Genomic DNA, 19,177 nt, shown 5'->3' on the forward strand with positions numbered 1-19,177 from the left:
CGTCAGACGCGGGACGCGACGGCGGCGAGGTAACGTTCGATGGCCAGGTACTGGCACAGTGCCGCGACCGGACGGCCCAGGCGGGCGTACCAGGCGGCGAGCCGGGAGAAGGCGGCCACCTCGAACCACACCTCGCCGTCGGTGTCCATCGACACCAGGAACGACTCCTCGCCGCGCTCGGGGTGGCCGGGTAGCGTGCCGTAGGCGAAGCCGATCCGGTCCGGCTCGTCCACCGTCCACACCACGCGGCAGGGGATCACGAGGCGCGGCCACCGGCTGCCGGGCAGGGCGATCCGCAGCAGGACCGTGGCCCCCTCGGTGGCGGGCGCGTGCGGGTGGACGGCGAAGCCGGTGCCCAGTTGGCTGCCCCAGCCGAGGACGTACCGGCCGGCCCGCTCCAGCACGTCGGGCCCGTGGCCCAGGTGCACGCGCCGCCGCAGGTGCGCGTACCCGCGGGGAAGCGGCCCGCCCCGGGTGGCCCCGACCTCGGGATACGTCAGTGCGGCGGCACGGGCGGTGGTGAGGCGCTGGTGGAGAACTCGGCCCATGGGGCCACCGTAGCGGGGGCGCCCGGGGCGAAGGCGGCGGGGTGGGGTGGGGCTCGGTGGGGCAGGGGGCGAGTGGCGCAGACAGATGACAGATAACAGATGTTGAAATCTGTCATCTGTTATCTGTCGTCCGTCAGCCCCCCGCCTTGCCGCACACCGGGAGCGAGGAGTAGGAAGGCGGCATGAGCGATACGGAGACGAACGAGGAGACGGCCGTCTGCGCGCTGGCCCCTGCCGAAGGTGCCGAGGCCGCCCTGGTGCACGACCCGGCGCTGACGGGTCCGCTCGCCGACTGCGTCCTGTGCGGCGAGCCGACCGAGTTTCCCGCCGACCACCCGGGCACCACGCTCTGCCCGGTCTGCTCCTGGCAGCAGGCTCAGCGGATCGCCTGCTCGGGCTGAGGCCGCCCCGTCCGGGCGAGTCTCAGGCGTCCTCCCGCCCGGCCAGAGCGAGAGTCGATCCGTGCCGCCCCTTGTGGACCAGCAGCTGGGCCGGGATGCGGGTGCGCAGGTCGGCGACGTGGCTGACGATGCCGACGGCCCGGTCGCGTTCGCGCAGCCCGTCGAGCACGTCCATGACCTCCTCCAGCGTCTGCTCGTCCAGCGTGCCGAAGCCCTCGTCGATGAAGAGGGTGTCCAGCGGCATGCCGCCCGCCTCGTCGGTGACGACGTCGGCGAGGCCGAGGGCGAGGGCGAGCGAGGCGAAGAAGCTCTCGCCGCCGGAGAGGGTCGCGGTGTCGCGCTCGGTGCCGGTCCAGGCGTCTACGACGCGCAGGGCGAGCCCCGAGCGCTTGTTGCCGGTGCCGCGGTCGTCGCTGTGGACGAGGGTGTAGCGGCCCCCGGACATCCTGACGAGCCGGTCGCTCGCGGCCGCCGCGACCTGCTCCAGCCGGGCCGCCAGGACGTACGACTCCAGGCGCATCCGCAGCCGGTTCTCGGTGGAGGTGCCGGCGGCGAGCGCGGCGAGCCGGTTGATCCGCTCGAATCGAACCAGCGCAGGCGCCAGCTCCTCCGCCAAGGCGGCGGCTTGCGCGCCGATGGCGGCCAGCGCCGTGCGGCGCTCGCCGGCCGCGGCCTGGGCGGCGTGGGCGTGGCGCAGTCGTGTGGTGGCGGCGTCGAGCGCGGCCTGGGCGGCGGGCAGGTCGGCGTCCGGGCGCTCTGCGGCCGCGGCGAGCTCGGGCAGCGCGAGTTCCCCTTCGACGGAGGCGAGTTCGGCGCGGTGCCGGTCCAGCCGGGCCTCCAACTGCTCACGCTGTCCGCGGGGGAGCAGGACGGCGAGCGCGTCGTCGGCGCTGGGGAATCCGGCCGCGGCGGCGGCCTTGGTGAGTTCGTCCTCGGCGTCGGCCAGCCGGGCCGCCGCCTCCGCGCGGGCGCGGACCGCGGTGACCGCTGCCGCGATGCCGTCGGCGAGCCGGGCGAGGGCCGCGGCCCGCTCGGCGACGGAGGCGGCCTCGCCCCGGGCGGCGGCCACCCGGGCGGCGAGCTCCCGCTGTTCGGTGCCGAGGACCTGGAGGCGGTCGGTGAGGACGGCGCCGCGCTCGCGGGCCTCGCGCAGTTCGTCGAGGCGGCGGGCGCGGTCGTCGGTGAGCCGGCCGATCTCCCGCTCGACCCGGCCGAGCGCCTCGGCGGCCCGCAGCGCCTCGTGGTGTTCGCGGTCCAGCGTGGCGAGGGCGTCGGCGAGGGTTCGGGCGTCGTCCGGTCCGGCGGCTCCGGCGGCCGTCGCCTCGCGGACCCGCAGCGCGGTGAGCGCCTGGTCGGCGTCGGTCGCGGCCTGCTCGGCGGCGCTCTGGGCGGCGCGGGCCCGGTCCTCGTCGGCCGCGCTGACGCGCTCGCCGGGAGCGGCCAGGGCGGGTGCCGGGTGCTCGGCCGAGCCGCAGACCCGGCAGGCCTCGCCGGCCCGCAGCTGATCGGCCAACTCGGCGGCCATGCCGACGAGTCGGCGCTCGCGTAGGTCCTGGCTGTACTCGCGGGCGTCCAGGGCGGCAACGCGCAGCGCGTGCGCGTGTGGTTCGGCCGCGGAGATCTCGGCCCGTAGGTCGTCGCGTTCCCGGGCCGCCTGCAATCGGGCGGCCAACTCGACGCGCCTTCCGTCCAGTTGTTCGACGCGGGCGCCGGCCTCGCGGGCCGCCGTCCGTTCCTCCTGGAGGCGGACCAGCCGGTCCTCGAAGTCGGCCAGCCAGTCCTCGGCCTCCTCGGCGAGGTCCTCGGCGCGGAGCCGTTCCTCGTCGGCGGCCCGCTGCTCGCGGGCGAGTTCGACGCAGTGCCGCTCGTCGGCCCGGGCGGCCTCCAGACGGACCACCTCGGCCCGCAACCGCCTTTCGATGTCTGCCAGTTCAGCGGCGTCGGCCTCGCCGATTCCCGTGGCCGCGGGTTCGCGGAGGTCTCCGGCCAGCGCGGCCCGGTGCCTGCGCTCGGCGTCCTGCGCGCGGCCGTGCGCCTCGGCGGCGTGCTCGCGCAGGCGCAGGGCCGACTCCACGCCGACGGCCGCCTGCGCCGCCGCCAGCCGCTGCCGGTCGCGTGCCGCCTCCGGCTCGGACCCGGCGAGCCGCTCGGCCCGTTGGCGGGCCTGCCGGTGGCGCTGCTGGCGCCCGGACAGCTCCTCGGCCGCCTCCCGCGCGCGCTGGGCCTCCAAGTGAGCCGCTTCGGCGCCCGCGAGGGCGGCGTCCGCGACGGCCTGCTGTTCGGCCGCCCCGGCGCGCAGGATCGCCGCCCACCCGAGCACGCCCGCCGTGAGGTCGGCGCGGTCGTCGTCGGCGGGCACCCAGTCCTCGATCGGCTCGGCGGTGGGCCCCGCCGCCTGCTCGGCCTTGCTCACGAGGTCGCGCAGCCGGCGTCGGCCGGCCTGGACGGCCGCCTCCTGGGAGCGCCGCTGCTCCGCCAGCCACGCCTCGACGTGCTGGAACCGATCGGTGTCGAACAGCCGCCGCAGCAGCTTGCCGCGCTCCTCCGAATCCGCCCTGAGAAAACGCGCGAAGTCGCCCTGCGGCAGCAGGACGACCTGGCAGAACTGGTCGCGGTTCATGCCGACGAGCCGGTGGATCTCCTCGCCGGCCTCCTGGTGCGACTTGCTGAGCGCCCGCCAGCCCGGGGTGCCGTCGCCGGTGTCCGCCGCCCATTCGCGCAGGAGGGTCTGCGCTCGCTCGACGGTCGTGCCGGTGCCGATCTTCTTCGGTCGCCGCTGCTCCGGGAGCCGGGTGATCTGCAACCGCCGCCCGCCGATGGTCAGCTCCAGGCGGACCTCGGTGAGGCGGTGCGGGTCGGCGTGGTCGCTGCGCAGGCGGTTGGCCCGACGGCTGCCGGGCACGTCGCCGTACAGGGCGAAGCAGACCGCGTCCAGCACGCTGCTCTTGCCCGCACCGGTCGAGCCACGCAGGAGGAACAGCCCGCCGGCGGCGAGCGCGTCGAAGTCCACCGTCTCGGTGCCCGCGAAGGGGCCGAAGGCGGTGACGGTCAGCCGGTGCAGCCTCATCGGGGCAGGTCCGCCTTCCGCTCGGCGCTCTCCCGCACGCTCTCGAACCCGGCCTGCAGCCAGTCGAGTTCCTCCTCGTCCGGATCAGCGCCCGGGCGCACGTGCCGCAGGAAGCCCTCCGCGATCTCCAGGTCGGCCCGCCCGCCGACCCGGGCCGCGTACGACCGGGAGGGCTCCGCCGGCGTCTCCTCGGGGTCGAACAGCAGTTGCAGGGTGTGCGGGAAGCGGCGGCGCAGGCGCTCCATCGGCTCGCTCGGGCGGGCCGCGTCGGTCAGGGTGGCCTGCACCCACGACTGCTCGTGCTCCGCGTACCTCTCGTCGGTGAGCAGGGCGTCGAGCGTGTCGCGAAGGGTCGCCAGCGGGCGCGGCCGCGGGCATTCCACGCGCTCGGCGGTGATGGAACCGTCGGCGCCGAGGTCGACCAGCCACATCGTCTTGCGCTGCTTGGCCTCGGAGAAGGAGTAGGCGAGCGGGGAGCCGCTGTAGCGCAGGTGCGGGGCGAGCGTCTGGCAACCGTGCAGGTGGCCGAGCGCGGCGTAGTGCACGCCGTCGAAGACCGAGGCGGGCACGGCCGCGACGCCGCCGACCGCGATGTCGCGCTCGCTGTCGCTCGGCGTGCCGCCGGTGACGAAGGCGTGCGCCAGGACCACCGCGCGCGTGCCCGCCGGCCGGGTGGCGAGGTCCTCCCTGACCCGGTCCATAGCGGCGCCGAGCACGGCCGCGTGCCCGCCGCGCTCCAGACCGAAGCCCTCGCGCACGAGCGTCGGCTCCAGGTAGGGCAGCCCGTAGACGGCCACCGGGCCGTGCTCGTCCGCCAGCAGCACGGGGTCGGCGCACTCGCCCGGGTCGGTGCGCAGGTGGATCCCGGCGCGCCCGATCAGCCCCGCACCGACGCCGAGCCGGCGCGCGGAGTCGTGGTTGCCGCTGATGAACACCGTCGGCACGCCGAGCGCGGCCAGCCGGTGCAGCACGTCGTCGAACAGCGCGACCGCCTCCAGGCCGGGCAGCGCCCGGTCGTACACGTCCCCGGCGACCAGCACGGCGTCGACGCGCTGCTCCTCGACCACCGCCACCAGGTGGTCGAGGAACGCGCGCTGGGCGTCGTGGAGGCTCTCCCGGTGGAACGAACGCCCCAGGTGCCAGTCGGAGGTATGCAGCAGTCGCATGGTCCCCGACCCTAACCTCCGGTACCGACAATCCCGGCCCGAACTGTGGACCCGGGCGCCCCGGGGCGGCGTGACCCGTCGGGCACGGCCGATTGTCAGTGACGGTGTGTATGTTCCTCGTCGCGGACGGTCGCGTCCGTGGCCGGCCGGGGTGGCCGGCCGGAGGCACGTCGAGTGGCTCGGGGAGAGGAGCACGCCATGTCGGTGCGGGTTCTGGTGTCGGGGATGCTCCGCGGGCGGTGCTCGCGGTCGCTCACGGAGACGCTCGCGGGAGCGTGTGGTGCATGGAGGGCGCGCGGGCGGTCGCGAGCGCGCCCGGCGGCGGCGCGGTGGAACCGCCCCGGTGGGGACGGGCCCAGCGCGGCCGGACCTCGCTGGAGCGGGCCCCGGGCGAACGCGCCGGGCCGTGGTGGCGCCGGCCCCGGCGGCGCCGGTGGCGGGCGTCCGCCGGGGGGTGGGGCCGGCGGTGGTGGATCCGGGGCCCGGGGGAAGCGGCGGCGCGGCCTGGCGCGCGGGGCGCCGCCGCCGGTGCCGGTGGCCCTGGCGGTTCCGGTCAGGGCCGCGGACTTCGCCGGGCTGGCCGGGCACGGGCTGTTCGGCGGCCTCACCCACCTGGAGTACCTGCGGCTGACGGAGGACCTGCTGCGGGGGCTGCGCCGCCAGGGGCTGGAGGTGCACCTGCGGGTCATGGAGGCCGAGGACTACGCGGACTACTGCGACGCCTTCGGTCTCGACCCCGCCACGGCCGCCGCCCGGGTCGCGTACGCGGGCGACCCCGAGCTCGCCGGCGAACCCTTCCTCTACGCGGGGGAGCCGCTGGCCGAACTGGTCCCGCTGCTGCTGGAGGACCACCGGGCCAGGGTGCGGATGTCCTTCGCCTGCGCCGCCCTCCTCGGGGCGGTCGGCGACGACGACGTGGGGCAGCGGCACCTCGTGGCGGTCATGGAGTACGCCACGACGGTGTTCGTGGCGCTGGCCGAGGGCGCGGGAGAGGGGTTCCACCTCCTGACGCTGCGCTTCCACGGTCCGGAGGACGGCGAGCAGCTCACCGTGGCGGCCGAGCTGTGCGTCGAGGCGGGCATGCTCTTCCCGGGCGGCCGGGACACGGAGGCGTTCTGCGTGACGCTGGCGGCGGGCGTGGCCGTCGCGGGCGACGGCGCGCTGCTGCTGCACGGCGAGGCCGGGCCCGAGGGACCGCCGGTGCGGGGCTGGGCGCTGCTGCGCGGCCGGCTGCGGCCGATGAGCGCGCACGAGGTGTTCGACGAGCTGGCCGACACGGTCGGGCGCGGCGTGCCGTTCCCGCCCGGGGTGCTCCCGCGGCCCGGCTTCCCCCTGCCGCCCTTCCCCGGGCACGCCGCACCGCGGGAGGGGCCAGGCGGTGGCGGTGCGGGCGGAGCGAAGCCCGCCGGCGGTAGCTCGCCGGCCAACGGTTCGCCCGGCGATGGTTCGGCCGGGGACGGCCGGGTCGGGGAGCGTCCGGACGACGACGCCGGGGGTGGAGGTGAGCCGCTGGCCTGACCAGGGATTTTCGTCCTCCGCGTCCACCAAGCGGAGCTGGGGACTGTTCATCGACCGCCTGTTCGGGGAAGATTTCGGGGAAGATCAACAGCGGGAGCGCGCGGCACCCCACGCCGCCGCTTCCGCCGCTCCGCCCCGTACCGCGCTCCGCAGGTCCGCCCCGCGCCCCGTCGGTCCCGGCCGAGCCCGACACCGAAAGGGGGACGCATGAGCAGGATCGAGTACACCGCGGAGATCGCCGAGCTGCTCGGCAGAGTGCGCCGGCGTCCCTCCGCGGGGTGGCCGTGGCGGCCGGGCGAGCAGGTGCCCGAGGGGCTGCCGGTCAAGCAGTCGTGGGGGTGGCTCTTCGCTCCCGACGGCCGGGTGCTGACGCTGGTCAACCCCCGGGACGGCATCTGCTCGCTGCCCGGCGGCTCGCTCGAACCGGAGGACGCCGGAGACCCTGCCTCCGCCCTGGCCCGGGAGGCCGCCGAGGAGGCCCAGGCCGTGATCGGGCAGCCGTACTACCTCGGTTACCTCTACGACCGGGTGGGCTCCGCGAACGGCGGGAACGAGTGTGCCCGGGTGCGGATGGCCGCGGCGCTGCGGGCGGTCGGCCCGAGCATGGCCGATCCGGCGTCCGGCAGGCACTACCGGCGCCTGCTCGTCGCGCCCGGGCTCGCGGTCGAGCTGCTGGGCTGGGGCGAGGCCGGGCTGCGTCAGGCGCGGGCGGCCGTCGCGTGCGCCGTCCGGTGGCTCGGTGTGCCCGCGGCCGCCAACGAGACGATCGAGGAACTGCCACTGGAGGGCTGCGAGGTCTTCCCGGGCGCCGTCTATTCGAGGCGCTGAGGTTCGCCGTCTGCCACCTGCCATACGCGGTGGGCGGGGTGCGGCTGAGCGCGCCGGCGGCGGCATCGCGCAGCGCATCTCTCTGATTACCTCTCTGAGTACCTTTCAAGGCTCCGCTCGACGCGTGACTCAAGCCTGCACTCAAGCCTGCACCCAAGCCTGTACTCAAGCCTGCGCTTAAGGCCGGCCAAAGCGCGTTCCTCGGCGCCCGCCTGGTGCGTACACGCGCACACCGGCGCTGAGCAGCTCCAATACGCGCTATGTGAGGAGGCGTTCACTCCAACGTTGTCAGACGGACCGTCAATATCTTTGGCATGACCGCTTCCCGAGCTTGCTACCGCCTGGTATCAAATCTGTGACCCACATCACGCCAGGAGGTTTCATGCTGCGCCCCACCCGTGCCATGGCCGCCACCGCGATAGCGGCCCTGCTCACGCTCACCACGTTCTTCGCAGCCACGTCCGCGAGTGCGGACGCCGTCAACTACGTCGCCCTCGGGGACTCGTACTCCGCGGGTGTCGGCTCCGGGAACTACCTCGGCGACAGCGGCAGCTGCAAGCGGAGCACCAACGCCTATCCGTACCTGTGGCAGAGTGCCAACTCGCCGTCCTCCTTCAGCTTCGTCGCCTGCTCGGGCGCGAGAACCGGAGACGTCCTCAACGGTCAGGTCGCTGCCTTGAGTTCCTCGACCACGCTGGTCAGCATCACCATCGGCGGCAACGACGCCGGCTTCGCCAGCACCATGCAGACCTGTGTGCTCGGCTCTGAGAGCTCCTGCCTCAGCTCGGTCTCGGCCGGCGAGGCCTATGCCCGGAACACCCTGCCCGCCCAGCTCGACCAGGTCTACTCGACGATCCATGCCAAGGCGCCGCACGCGCACGTCGTGGTCCTCGGGTACCCGCACCTGTACGAGATCGGCGGCAGCTGCATCTTCGGCATCGGCGACACCAAGCGGTCCGCCATCAACGAGGCCGCCGACGTGCTCGACGGCGTCATCGCCAAGCGAGCCGCGAACGCCGGCTTCACCTTTGCCGACGTGCGGGACGTCTTCAGCGGGCACGAGATCTGCGGCTCGCTGGACACCTGGCTCCACAGCACCACGTGGCCCATCGACGAGAGCTACCACCCGAACTCCTCGGGGCAGGCCTACGGGTACCTGCCGGTCTTCTCGCAGTCGTGACGCCTGACGCCTGACGGCCGGAGGGCGGCGCCCGGCCGGAGACGCCTAACGGCTGGCAAGTGACAGATGACAGATAACAGATTTCGAAATCTGTTATCTGTCGTCTGTTCGTTGGCCCGGCCCCGCCACTCCCGTGCAACCCGCCAGCGCCCGCCCCACCGGCGGCGCCCGGCCCCTCAGCGCATCGGCGGGAACGGAATCCCGGCGAGCGCCGGTAGCAGCTCGGCCTCCTCGTGCGCGAGGTGGGCCTCCAGTTCGGCGGCCATCCGGTCCACCTCGACCCGCAGTCGCTCCGGCTCCTCCACCTCGATTCCGGCCAGCAGGGCGACCAGCTCCTCCTTGATCCGTCCGATGGCCTGGTGCTGCTCGCCCAAGAGGTCCAGCGCCCCGGCAAGTTCGGGATGGCTGCGCGCCAGCGCCGGGAAGATCGCCGCTTCCTCGCCGCGGTGGTGGTGCGTCAACCCCTCACAGAACGCCAGGCAGTGCTGCCGCAGTTGGAGCCCGAGGCTCGCCCGCCGCCCCGCGACGTGCGCCTGCGCCTCCTCGCGGACGTAGCTCAGCTGCGCGCGCAGCCAGGTGTGTACCTCCAGTAGTTTGTCGGCGAGGCTGCGCACCTCCTGTGTGGGCGTTTCGGGCCGTTCCAGGACGACGACCGGCAACTCCCGCCCCGCACGGGCCTGGTAGTCGCCGTACCCCGGTGCGACCCGCACGGCGGCAGCGAACAGCCGTTCCCGCTGCGCCCCTTCCGCCGGCACCGCGATCACGTCGAACGCCTCCGTGCCGAGCTCGACTCGGACGACGGGATGGGCGAGCAGGTTGCGGTACCACTGCGGATCGTTTGATGCCCCGCCCGCCGATGCGACGACGACGAGCTCTCCCGCCTCCCGGACGTACCCCAGCGGAACGGTGTGTGGCCGCCCCGACCGGGCCCCGGTGGTGGTGAGGAGCAGCAGGTCGCCGCCCTCGAACGGCCCGCCGACCTCCCCACCGTTGGCGCGGAACTCGTCAATGACACTCTGGTTGAAAGAAATAGGCATACGTGTGTGGTGAAGTCTCCGAACGAGTAAAGGAGTCAGGGCCACACGCAAGTGCCGCGAAGCACACGCGTACGCGGACACCACGGGTGGCCGCGTACGTCAGATCAGGGGAGCGGAGAAAGTACTCATCGCGCATCGTCCCTCGGAGTGAGGTGCCGGCTCGGCTGTCGGCCGGCCCACTGCTCTGTGGCCGACGCCGCGCTGCACGCCTCCATTAGAGCGATGCCGTGTCGCCCTGTCAACGAGCAAGATCAGCACCCGAGCCGAGGCGCCGCCGCCCCTCGCCGCGCGCCCTCTTCGGGTAAGGGCCGGGCACGGGGAGGGGCGGCGGCGCGCTTCCCATGGGTCAGTGCAGGTAGCCGATCAGTCCGGCGGGCTTGAGGCCTGCGGCCTGGGCGGCGGCGAGCGCGCGGGGGAGGTCGGTGGCGAGGGTGTCGGTCCAGTGCATCAGGACGACGTCGCCGGGTTGCAGGGAGCCGGGGTGCCAGATGTTGGAGGCGCCCCAGCTGAAGTCGGCGTCGGCGGTGAGGACGGTGCGCATGCCGCAGTTGGCCGCCGCCTGCAGGGTGTCGGCGTTCCAGGCGAAGTAGGGCGGGCGGAAGACCGCGGGGGGTGTGCCGAAGGTGCGGGTCATCGCGTCGCGGGCGTCGCAGATCTCGACCTGCTGCTGGGCGAGGGTGAGCGTGGTGGGGTCGGTGTGCGAGACGCTGTGGTCCTGGATGGAGGAGCCGGGCACGGCGGTGACGCGCTGGAAGAAGCCGGGGTCGGCGCCGGCGGGCATCGGCAGCGGGAAGGCGGTGATCGGCAGGTGGTTGTCGGCGATGAACTTCTCCGCCTCGGGGGTGCGTGTCCAGCCGTCGTCGACGGTGAAGAAGACCACCTTGTCGGTGGTGGGCAGCGACCCGAGGGGCGTGGCCGGGGCGGGTGCCGGGCCGTCGACGTGCACGTCGTCGACCGAGAACGGGCCCTCTTGGTACCAGCCGTGGACGTAGAGCCGGATGCTGCGCGCGTCCGGGCCGGTCGTGAACCGGGTGGTGAGCTGCTGCCAGCCGCCGCCGGTGGTCTCCGTCCAGGCGGGGGCGACGTCGTGGCCGGTGCCGGTGGCGCCCAGGTGGACGAAGCTGCCGCGCACCCAGGCGGAGGCCGTGTACGTGGTGTTGGGCTGGACGGAGACGGTCTGCGCGCACTCGCCGGTGGAGTCCGCGTTCGCCGGCGTGACGGTCAGCGTGGAGGTGCCCGTGTGCGGGGCGCTGGTGGTGATGGCCGCTTCGGCCGGGCCGCCCGTGCAGTTCCAGCCGGCGACGGCGCCCCAGTCGGACAGGTTGGGCGCGGGCAGCTCGAAGCCCGGGTTGGTGACGAGGTTGACGATGGGGGCGGCGGCCGCTGCAGAGGAACCGGTGGCGGAGGGCGCGGCCGTCGCCATGGGGGCAGCGGCGGTGACGAGCGCCACGGACGCCGCCAGTGCGGACAGGCGCGTGGACAGGGGCATGTGAAGACTCCTGGGTGTGGGGGATGCACGCCCGTGGGGAGGGCGTGACGGAAGCGGTGAGCCGTCGAAACGCCGAGCCGTCGAAAGCTGGAACCGTCGTACCGGGGCGCTCCCCGAGGGGCGGGAGCGGGAGGTGGTGCGCCGCACTCGGACCGAGGAGAAACAATGGACTGGACCAATCGGTCCGTCAAGGGAATCCCGCCGAACGGCTCCGCCGGCCGCCCTCCGTCAACTACGACCCGACCCCGGCAACTACGGCCTGGCAAACCGGACAAGACAGTACGTCAAGGGACGTACAGCTCCTCGATGTCCGCCGCGTAGTGCTCCGCGATCGCCGCCCGCCGCAGCTTCAGCGACGGCGTGAGCAGCCCCTGTTCCAGGCTGAACTCCCGTGGCAGCAGCCGGAACGCGCGGATCGACTCGGCCCGCGAAACCGCCGTGTTCGCCGCCGCCACCGCGCGCTGGATCTCGGCGTGCAGCTGCTCGTCCGCGAGCACCGCCCACGGGTCCAGCTGCTCCCGTCCGTTCGTGCGCAGCCAGTGTGCCAGGGCGGCCGGGTCGAGCGTGATCAGCGCGGCGATGTACGGGCGGTCGTCGCCGACCACCAGGCACTGGGAGACGAGCGGGTGCGCGGACACCCGTTCCTCCAGGGCGGCGGGGGCGAGGTTCTTGCCGCTGCTGGTGACGATCAGGTCCTTCTTGCGGCCGGTGATGGTGAGGTACCCGTCCTCGTCGAGGTGACCGAGGTCCCCGGTGGCGAACCAGCCGTCGTGCAGCGACTCCGCGGTGCAGCGCGGGTGGTTGAGGTACCCGCCGAACACGGACCCGCCGCGCACCCACACCTCGCCGTCGTCCGCGATCGCCACCGAGGCGCCGGGGATCGGCCGGCCGACCGTGCCGAGCTTCTGCCGCCCGGTCGGGTTGGCGGTGATCGCGGCGGAGGTCTCGGTCAGCCCGTAGCCCTCGTACAGCTGGAAGCCGGCGCCGGCGAAGAAGAGCGCGAGTTCGCGGCGCAGCGACGAGCCGCCGCACACGATGCTGCGCGTCCTGCCGCCGAGGACGGCGCGCAGCCGCGGGTAGAGCGTCTGTTCGTAGGCGAGGTGGCGCAGCCGCAGCCGGGGGCTCGGTCCGGGGCCGCGGCCGAAGAGCCTCTGCTCCCTGGCGGCCGCCCAGTCGACGGCCACCTGCCGTGCCTGCTCGAAGAGTTCGCCGCGTCCGGCGTCCTCTGCGGTGCGCCGGGCCTGCTGGAAGATCTTCTCGAAGACGTACGGGACGGCGTGCAGGAAGGTGGGCCGGAAGGAGGCCAGGGCGGGCAGCAGGGCGTCGGTGGAGACCTCGGGGACGTGGCCGATCCGGAAGCCGCCGCGCATCGCCGCGACCTGCACGGCCCGCCCGTAGACGTGCGCGAGCGGCAGGAAGAGCAGGGTGGAGGGCTGGCCGCCGGAGGGGTCCTGGAAGACGTCGCTCCAGCCGCCGAGCAGGGCGTCGGCCTCGGCGGCCAGGTTGGCGTGGGTGATCAGGCAGCCCTTGGGGCGTCCGGTGGTGCCGGAGGTGTAGACGACGGTGGCGATGTTCGAGGCGGCGACGCCGAGGCGCTGGCGGTGCACGAGGGCGTCGGGCACGCCGAGCCCGTCCTCGGTGATCGCGCCGACGCAGTCGCGGTCGAGCTGCCAGATGCCACTGAGGTCGGGCAGGGCGTCGCAGACGGCGCCGACGGTCATCGCGGCGTCCTCGTCCTCGACCAGGCAGGCGACCGACTGGGTCTCGGCGAGGATCCAGCGCACCTGCTCGGGTGCGGCGGTGGGGTAGACGGGGACGGTGATCGCGCCGATCGACCAGAGCGCGTAGTCGAAGAGCGTCCACTCGTAGCGGGTGCGGGACATCAGGGCGACCCGGTCGCCGTAGCGCACGCCCCGGGTGAGCAGGCCCTTGGCGAGGGCGAGGACCTCGTCGCGGAACTCGCGGGCGGTGACGTCCCGCCACGCGCCGTCGGCGGTGCGCAGGGCCAGCTGAGGGAGGGCGGGGGTGCGTTCGGCGGTGTCGTAGAGCGAGTCGGCGAGCCCTCCGGCGGCCTCGGGCGCGGCCAGGGCCGGGGTGGTGAACTCGCGCACGTTCCTCCCCGGTTCGCGTCTTCCCGTGCTCGCTCGCGTCCCGCTCGCGGCTGCCGTGGAGCCGAAACTATCGGATCGTCCCGCGACTGCCCAGGGTTGTGTCGGTGACGCGACGAGATCGGCACAAGGGCCTACGGAAAGTGCCGTACGTCCGTACGGAGAGCGTCGTACGCGGGTGCGGCCGAGGGTCGTGCCCGGGAGCCGGGGGCCGCCGCCGTCCTGACGTGTGCGGGGCAAGTGAAGACGAGAAGGATTTCGGCCCTCGAACGAGTGGTCAGGGCGTAGTAGGCTCTCGCAGACCCGCGGCCGGGCCCCCGGCCAGGCCCGATCCGTACCCGACCCCCGAACCGGGCTCCCCACCGCCCGTGTGCTCGTCCCGCTCCGCCCACCCTCCCCCTTCCGCGCCTGGCACTTCCCGACCGAGGACTCCATGCGTCTGCGTAGCAGCTCGATCCGCGCGAAGATCATCGCGCTGCTCCTGGTGCCCATCGTCGCGCTCACCGCCCTGTGGGTGTACGCGACCATCGCCACCACCGGAGACGTCTGGAGCCAGCTGGAGCTCAGCCGTACGTACAAGGAGTTCGGCACCCCTGCCGACCAGTACGCCACCGACCTGCAGAACGAGCGCCGCGCCGCCGTCCAGCGCCTCGCCGACCCGGGCTCGCGCGCGGCCCGCGACGCCTACGACCGCGCCAAGGCCGACACCGACCGCGACCTCGGCGTCCTGCGCGACAAGAAGGACGGCATCGGCGGCAGGCTCTCCACCGCCCAGCGCGGGCGCCTGCTGCAGATCCTCGCGGCCGCAGACCAGATGGGCCCGCTGCGCGCCCAGGTGGGCCGCTCGGCGCTCAACTGGGAGTTCGCGCTCGACCAGTACAGCGACCTGATCAAGCCGGTGTTCGGCTTCCGTTCCGCCTTCGTCGCCCAGCAGAGCGGCCAACTCCCGCGCCAGGGAACGATCCTGATCGAGCTCGTGCGCGCCCGCGAGTACCTGGCCCAGGAGGACGCGGCGATGGAGGGCCTTCGCGGCACCGCCCGGCCCACCGCCGAGCAGTACCAGACCGCGCTGGACGCCCTGCACAACCAGCAGGCGCTGTACACCGTCTACATCGCCGAGCTCGAACCCGCCGACCAGGCCGACTACATCGCCCTGCGCGGCGGCGACGCGTGGGCCGCGCTGGTGCGCGCCGAGGCGGACTTCGTCGGCGCCGGCGGCCCCGCCAACGTCGCACAGGCCATCAACGGCGACTCCTGGCGGGAGACGGCCGACCGTGCCCTCGGCGACCTCGCCGCCGTCAACTCCCGCATCGCCGACGGCATCGCCGAGCGCGAACGGTCGTATGCGACCGGCCTCCTGTGGCGCGGCGGCATCGCCGGCGCGGCCGGCCTGGTCGCCATCGTGCTGACGGTGCTCATCTCCTTCCGGATCGGCCGCGGCCTCGCCCGCGAGCTGATCGGCCTGCGCAACGCCGCCAACGAGCTCGCCACCACCCGCCTGCCCGCCGTCATGCGGCGGCTGCGCCGCGGCGAGGCCGTGGACGTCGCCGCCGAGGCACCGGATCTGCGGTTCGGGCAGGCCGAGATCGGCCAGGTCGGCCAGGCGTTCAACGCCGTGCAGCGGGCCGCCGTCGAGGCCGCCGTCGAGCAGGCCGACCTGCGCCGCGGCGTCTCGGCCGTCTTCGTGAACCTCGCCCGGCGCAGCCAGGTGCTGCTGCACCGCCAGTTGACCCTGCTGGACACCATGGAGCGCCGCACCGAGGACCCGGCGGAGCTGGAGGACCTGTTCAAGGTCGACCACCTCACCACCCGCATGCGCCGTCACGCCGAGGGCCTGATCATCCTCGCCGGGGGCTCGCCGGGGCGCGCCTGGCGCAAGCCGGTGCGGATGGTGGACGTCGTGCGCGCGGCGGTCGGCGAGGTCGAGGACTACGCCCGCGTGACCGTCCGGCCGTTCCCCGGCACCGGACTGCTCGGCAGCGCCGTCGCCGACGTGACCCACCTGGTCGCCGAACTCGTCGAGAACGCCGCGGTGTTCTCCCCGCCGAACACCCAGGTCACCGTTCAGGGCGAGGTCGTGGCGCACGGCTTCGCGCTGGAGATCGACGACCGCGGGCTCGGGCTGAGCGGGCCGGCGCTCGCGGAGATCAACGAACGCCTCGCCGTGGAGCAGGAGTTCGACCTCGCCGACACCGACCGGCTGGGCCTGTTCGTGGTCAGCCGGCTGGCCCGGCGGCACGGCATCCGGGTGCATCTGAGGCCCTCGCCGTACGGCGGGACGACGGCCGTCGTGCTCGTGCCGCGCGAGCTGCTCGCGGAGGCGCCGGACGGGCCGGCCGAGCCCTCGCAGGCGGGGCGGCGTCCGGTGGCGACGGCCCGGCGCGGCCAGCGGGACCTCGTGGCGGTGCCGGGAGGCGCGGCCCCGGCGGCGGCGTCCTCTGAGGTGTCCTCGATGGTGCCCGCTTCGGCTCCCGGCGACGGTGCGCCGAGTGCCGCTGCGAGCTCCGCAAGGGGCTCCACGGGCGGGAAGCACCGCGTCACCGGCGGGCCGCGGCCGTCCGCGGCCGAACCGGCCCGGACGCCGGGCGGGCTGCCGCGGCGTGCGTCGCGGACGAAGGGCGGGCCGGTGCTCGTCCCGCCGCCGGGCGCGGAGGGCGGCGGGCGCCACCGCCGGGCGGAGGTCGTGCCCGCCGTGGGCGCGGCGGCGGCTGCGGAGCCCGCGGACGTGGCGGTCGGTGATGCGGTTCCGGCGGTTCCGGTGGACCTGGATGCCCTGGCGCCTTCGCCGGCCCCGCCGGCCCTGGGGGAGCAGCCGGCCGCTGGTGCGCGGACCCCGGGCGGCCTGCCCCGGCGGGTCCGGCAAGCGAACCTCGCGCCCCAGCTCAAGCAGCAGATGAAGGAACGTCTCCGCGTCGCGAGCGCCGAGGACGCGCGACCGTCGGAGGACCCGGTCGTCCGGGCGGCACAGGAGGCCGAGCGGGCTGCCAGAGAGGCCGAACGCGTGCGGGAGCGGTCGCCGGAGGAGGCGCGGGCCACGTTCGCGTCGTTCCAGCGTGGGTTCACCCGGGGCCGCGGAGCCACCGGCCCGTCGTCGGCTGCGTCGCCGTCGGGCCCGACGAGCCCGTCGCCGACGCCCGAAGGCCGGCCCGCCGCCGCGTCCGTCCCGGTCTGGCGGCCGCCGGACACCTCCCGGCGGGCGATCAGCCCGGCGCCCGCCCCGGCGGCCCTCCCCGCGCCGCCCGACGGCAGCCGGGCACCGCTCGCCCGGCGCTTCCCGGCGGGCCCGCCGGTCCGCCTGGTACCGCCGGCCGGCGCTTCGGGCTCCTCCGGTTTCTCCGACCCGTCCGGTTCCTCCGATTTCTCCGGTTCTTCCGGTTCCGGCGCACCCGGGACGGACGCGCAGACACCACCAGCGCGACCAGCACGACCAGCACCACCCGTAACACCCGCTCCAGCGGAAGGAACTGATTCATGACCATCTCGACGCAGCCGTCCGGAGACCTCAACTGGCTCCTGGACGACCTGGTGGGACGCGTCGCGGCCCTGCGGCACGCGGTGATCCTCTCCAGCGACGGCCTGGCCACCGGCGCCTCCCGTGGTCTCGAGCGCGAGGACGCCGAGCACCTCGCCGCCGTCGCGGCCGGCTTCCACAGCCTCGCCAAGGGTGCCGGAGGGCACTTCAAGGTCGGTGGGGTCCGCCAGACCATGGTCGAGCTCGACGAGGCGTTCCTGTTCATCACGGCGGCCGGTGACGGCAGCTGCCTGGCCGTGCTGAGCGAGGCCGAGGCGGACATCGGCCAGATCGCCTACGAGATGGCCCTGCTGGTCAAGCGGGTCGGCGAGCACATGGCCGCCGAGCCGCGCACCGAAACCGCGCTGCCGCCGGGGAGATGATCGGTTCGATGGCGGATCCGAACGCGGAGGCGGAGGCGGTGGCGGTGCGGGACGAGTCCGTGGCCGCGACGGACGGGGCCGGGCCTGCGGTTGCGGGCGCCGGGGCTGCGGACGCTTCGAGTGCGGACGCCGCGGCCGTGGCCGTGGACGGCACGGCCGCGGACGATCCCGAGGTCGACCTGTTCCGGCCTCGCACCCCGGTCGACGACCGCTGGTTCGACGACGACGCCGGCCCGGTGGTGCGGTTGTACTCGATGACCCGCGGCCGCACCCGCCCGGTCGAGGACGGCCTGTTCGACCTCATCTCGCTGATCACCGCCGCCGAGCCCGGACCGGACGCGGGGGCCGTGCCCGCGCACGTGCTCGACCCGGAGCACCAGACCATCCTGGCCTGGTGCCGCCGCGAGCCGCTGTCCGTCGCCGAACTCGGCTCCTACACCGACCTGCCGGTCAGCGTCGTCCGGGTGCTGCTCGGCGACCTCTACGACGCCGAACTGATCAGCGTCACCCGACCCGTTCCGCTCGCCGAGCTGCCGGACGAGCGCCTGCTGCGAGACGTGATCAATGGACTCCGTGCGCTCTGAGTACCACGCCGGGCACGACACCGGAAACGCTGCCGGGCACCGCGCCGGTTCGGCCGCCGGGCCCGACGCCACCGACCCGCGCTGGCGCGGCGGTCCGGCCGTCGCGGTCAAGATCCTCGTCGCGGGCGGCTTCGGCGCGGGCAAGACCACGCTGGTCGGCGCGGTCAGCGAGATCCGCCCGCTGCGCACCGAGGAGGAGCTGAGCGAGCTCGGCCGCCCGGTGGACGACACCTCGGGCGTGGAGGCCAAGCGCACCACCACGGTCGCGATGGACTTCGGCCGGATCGACCTGAGGCCCGGGCTGGCGCTCTACCTGTTCGGCACGCCGGGGCAGGACCGCTTCTGGTTCGTGTGGGACGAGTTGGCGCGCGGAGCACTCGGCGCCGTGGTGCTCGCGGACACCCGGCGCCTCGCCGACTGCTTCCCCTCGGTGGACTTCTTCGAGCAGCGCGGCATCCCGTTCGTCGTCGCGGTGAACTGCTTCGACGGGACGGAGCGCTTCTCGCCCGAGGAGGTGCGGGACGCACTCGACCTCGACCCGGGCGTCCCGGTTCTGCTGTGCGACGCGCGGCTGCGCGAGGACGGGAAGGACCTGCTGGTCGCCCTCGTCGAGCACGCCGCCACCCGGCCGCGCCGTGCGGCCTCCAGAGCCTGACCCTTCGTCCGCTCCCTGCCCGCTGTTCCCCGTTCCGGCAGGGGTCTCCTCGGCTCGGCGTCTCATGTGGGTGTCCGCATCCCGGACGTCCCGTGCGGTGAAGGTTGCCTAGACCGGGCCGGCGTGGAAGGCTCTGTGGACGAAGGCCGCCCGGCCGTGCCGTCGGGGAGCCCGGACGTGTGTGAGTACTGGCGCATGTCCGGCAGCAGGCCCTTCGATCACGCACCTTCGGCCCGCAGCCCGCGTCGCCGAGCACGGATCCAGGGGAGGGCAGCAGGATGACCGTCGGTCGGCACACCACCGCGGCCGCGCCCGCCTCCGTCCGCACCCCGGTCCCGTCGGTGCTCACCGCCCGCCGCTACATCGACCACGCGCTGACCTGCAGCGCGTGTTGTCGCTGACCGGCCGGCCCCTCCCCGGTACGCCCGACCCCGCTTGCGGCCCCGGCCGCTCCGTCCGGCGCACCGTCACCCCGTCGACCAGGCCGGAGCGGCACACCGGAACCCGGCGTGCCCGCGACCGGCGATCCGGCCCCGCCCCGCGGAGAGACCACCTGTGAACCTCGCCTTCCCCACCCCCGCCCCCGGAGCCGCCGGGCGCCCACGCGCCGCCGGGACGTGCCCCGCCGCGCACTGCGGCGCACCGTCCGGGCGGTCGATCGGGCGGACGAGCGGACAGCCGAACGGGCGCTCGCGCACGGTC

General features: G+C 74.3%; 15 protein-coding genes. 9 read left to right on the forward strand and 6 right to left on the reverse strand.

Going from position 1 to position 19,177, the window contains the following annotated elements; translation table 11 throughout:
* Window positions 1-2: 2 nt before the first annotated feature.
* On the reverse strand, window positions 3-548 hold the full coding sequence (locus AB0C76_RS01055) for a DUF1990 domain-containing protein (protein ID WP_359957628.1): 546 nt from the start codon (window positions 546-548) through the stop codon (window positions 3-5).
* A 182-nt stretch (window positions 549-730) separates the two neighbouring features.
* On the opposite strand from AB0C76_RS01055, the gene AB0C76_RS01060 reads away from it, so the two are divergent.
* Entirely contained in the window at window positions 731-949 is a 219-nt protein-coding gene (locus AB0C76_RS01060) for a hypothetical protein (RefSeq protein ID WP_359957631.1), read from the forward strand.
* Between the two features lie 22 nt (window positions 950-971).
* Here AB0C76_RS01060 and AB0C76_RS01065 read toward each other — a convergent pair whose 3' ends face one another.
* A complete protein-coding gene (locus tag AB0C76_RS01065) occupies window positions 972-4,016 on the reverse strand; it encodes an SMC family ATPase (protein ID WP_359957633.1) in 3,045 nt (1,014 codons plus the stop codon).
* On the reverse strand, window positions 4,013-5,182 hold the full coding sequence (locus AB0C76_RS01070) for an exonuclease SbcCD subunit D (protein WP_359957635.1): 1,170 nt from the start codon (window positions 5,180-5,182) through the stop codon (window positions 4,013-4,015). The genes AB0C76_RS01065 and AB0C76_RS01070 overlap by 4 nt, the downstream gene beginning before the upstream one ends.
* Before the next feature lie 534 nt (window positions 5,183-5,716).
* Between AB0C76_RS01070 and AB0C76_RS01075 the strand changes: the two genes are divergently transcribed.
* The 3 genes from AB0C76_RS01075 (at window position 5,717) to AB0C76_RS01085 (ending at window position 8,708) form a co-directional block, all read left to right on the forward strand.
* A complete protein-coding gene (locus tag AB0C76_RS01075; RefSeq protein WP_359957638.1) occupies window positions 5,717-6,700 on the forward strand; it encodes a hypothetical protein in 984 nt (327 codons plus the stop codon).
* 207 nt (window positions 6,701-6,907) lie between these two features.
* Window positions 6,908-7,528 (forward strand): hypothetical protein, encoded by a 621-nt coding sequence (locus AB0C76_RS01080; RefSeq protein WP_359957640.1) that lies wholly within the window; start codon window positions 6,908-6,910, stop codon window positions 7,526-7,528.
* A 403-nt stretch (window positions 7,529-7,931) separates the two neighbouring features.
* The gene (locus tag AB0C76_RS01085; protein ID WP_359958088.1) at window positions 7,932-8,708 is read left to right on the forward strand and encodes an SGNH/GDSL hydrolase family protein; all 777 of its coding nucleotides are present in this window, start codon (window positions 7,932-7,934) and stop codon (window positions 8,706-8,708) included.
* Window positions 8,709-8,884: 176 nt separating this feature from the next.
* Here the strand turns inward: AB0C76_RS01085 and AB0C76_RS01090 are convergent, their stop codons facing one another.
* From AB0C76_RS01090 to AB0C76_RS01100, 3 genes are all read right to left on the reverse strand, one after another.
* Window positions 8,885-9,745: a nitroreductase/quinone reductase family protein gene (locus tag AB0C76_RS01090; RefSeq protein ID WP_359957643.1), complete on the reverse strand. Its 861-nt coding sequence runs from the start codon at window positions 9,743-9,745 to the stop codon at window positions 8,885-8,887.
* A gap of 346 nt (window positions 9,746-10,091) precedes the next feature.
* The gene (locus tag AB0C76_RS01095) at window positions 10,092-11,234 is read right to left on the reverse strand and encodes a polysaccharide deacetylase family protein (RefSeq protein ID WP_359957644.1); all 1,143 of its coding nucleotides are present in this window, start codon (window positions 11,232-11,234) and stop codon (window positions 10,092-10,094) included.
* 284 nt (window positions 11,235-11,518) lie between these two features.
* Complete coding sequence (locus tag AB0C76_RS01100; protein ID WP_359957646.1) at window positions 11,519-13,345, reverse strand: AMP-dependent synthetase/ligase; 1,827 nt, start codon at window positions 13,343-13,345, stop codon at window positions 11,519-11,521.
* 430 nt (window positions 13,346-13,775) lie between these two features.
* Here AB0C76_RS01100 and AB0C76_RS01105 point away from each other — a divergent pair, with 430 nt between their 5' ends.
* The 5 genes from AB0C76_RS01105 to AB0C76_RS01125 all read left to right on the forward strand — a co-directional run bounded on the left by AB0C76_RS01105 (window position 13,776) and on the right by AB0C76_RS01125 (window position 18,876).
* On the forward strand, window positions 13,776-16,817 hold the full coding sequence (locus tag AB0C76_RS01105) for a nitrate- and nitrite sensing domain-containing protein (protein WP_359957648.1): 3,042 nt from the start codon (window positions 13,776-13,778) through the stop codon (window positions 16,815-16,817).
* Entirely contained in the window at window positions 16,814-17,236 is a 423-nt protein-coding gene (locus tag AB0C76_RS01110) for a roadblock/LC7 domain-containing protein (RefSeq protein WP_329930638.1), read from the forward strand. The genes AB0C76_RS01105 and AB0C76_RS01110 overlap by 4 nt, the downstream gene beginning before the upstream one ends.
* 8 nt (window positions 17,237-17,244) lie before the next feature.
* On the forward strand, window positions 17,245-17,820 hold the full coding sequence (locus tag AB0C76_RS01115) for a DUF742 domain-containing protein (protein ID WP_359957650.1): 576 nt from the start codon (window positions 17,245-17,247) through the stop codon (window positions 17,818-17,820).
* A 112-nt stretch (window positions 17,821-17,932) separates the two neighbouring features.
* Complete coding sequence (locus AB0C76_RS01120) at window positions 17,933-18,475, forward strand: ATP/GTP-binding protein (RefSeq protein WP_359958091.1); 543 nt, start codon at window positions 17,933-17,935, stop codon at window positions 18,473-18,475.
* Between the two features lie 278 nt (window positions 18,476-18,753).
* Window positions 18,754-18,876, forward strand: coding sequence for a hypothetical protein (locus AB0C76_RS01125; protein ID WP_359957652.1), 123 nt, complete (start codon window positions 18,754-18,756; stop codon window positions 18,874-18,876).
* The last annotated feature ends 301 nt before the right edge of the window (window positions 18,877-19,177 follow it).

Origin of the sequence: Kitasatospora sp. NPDC048722, from assembly GCF_040650235.1 — a bacterium.
Classification (GTDB): Bacteria; Actinomycetota; Actinomycetes; order Streptomycetales; family Streptomycetaceae; genus Kitasatospora.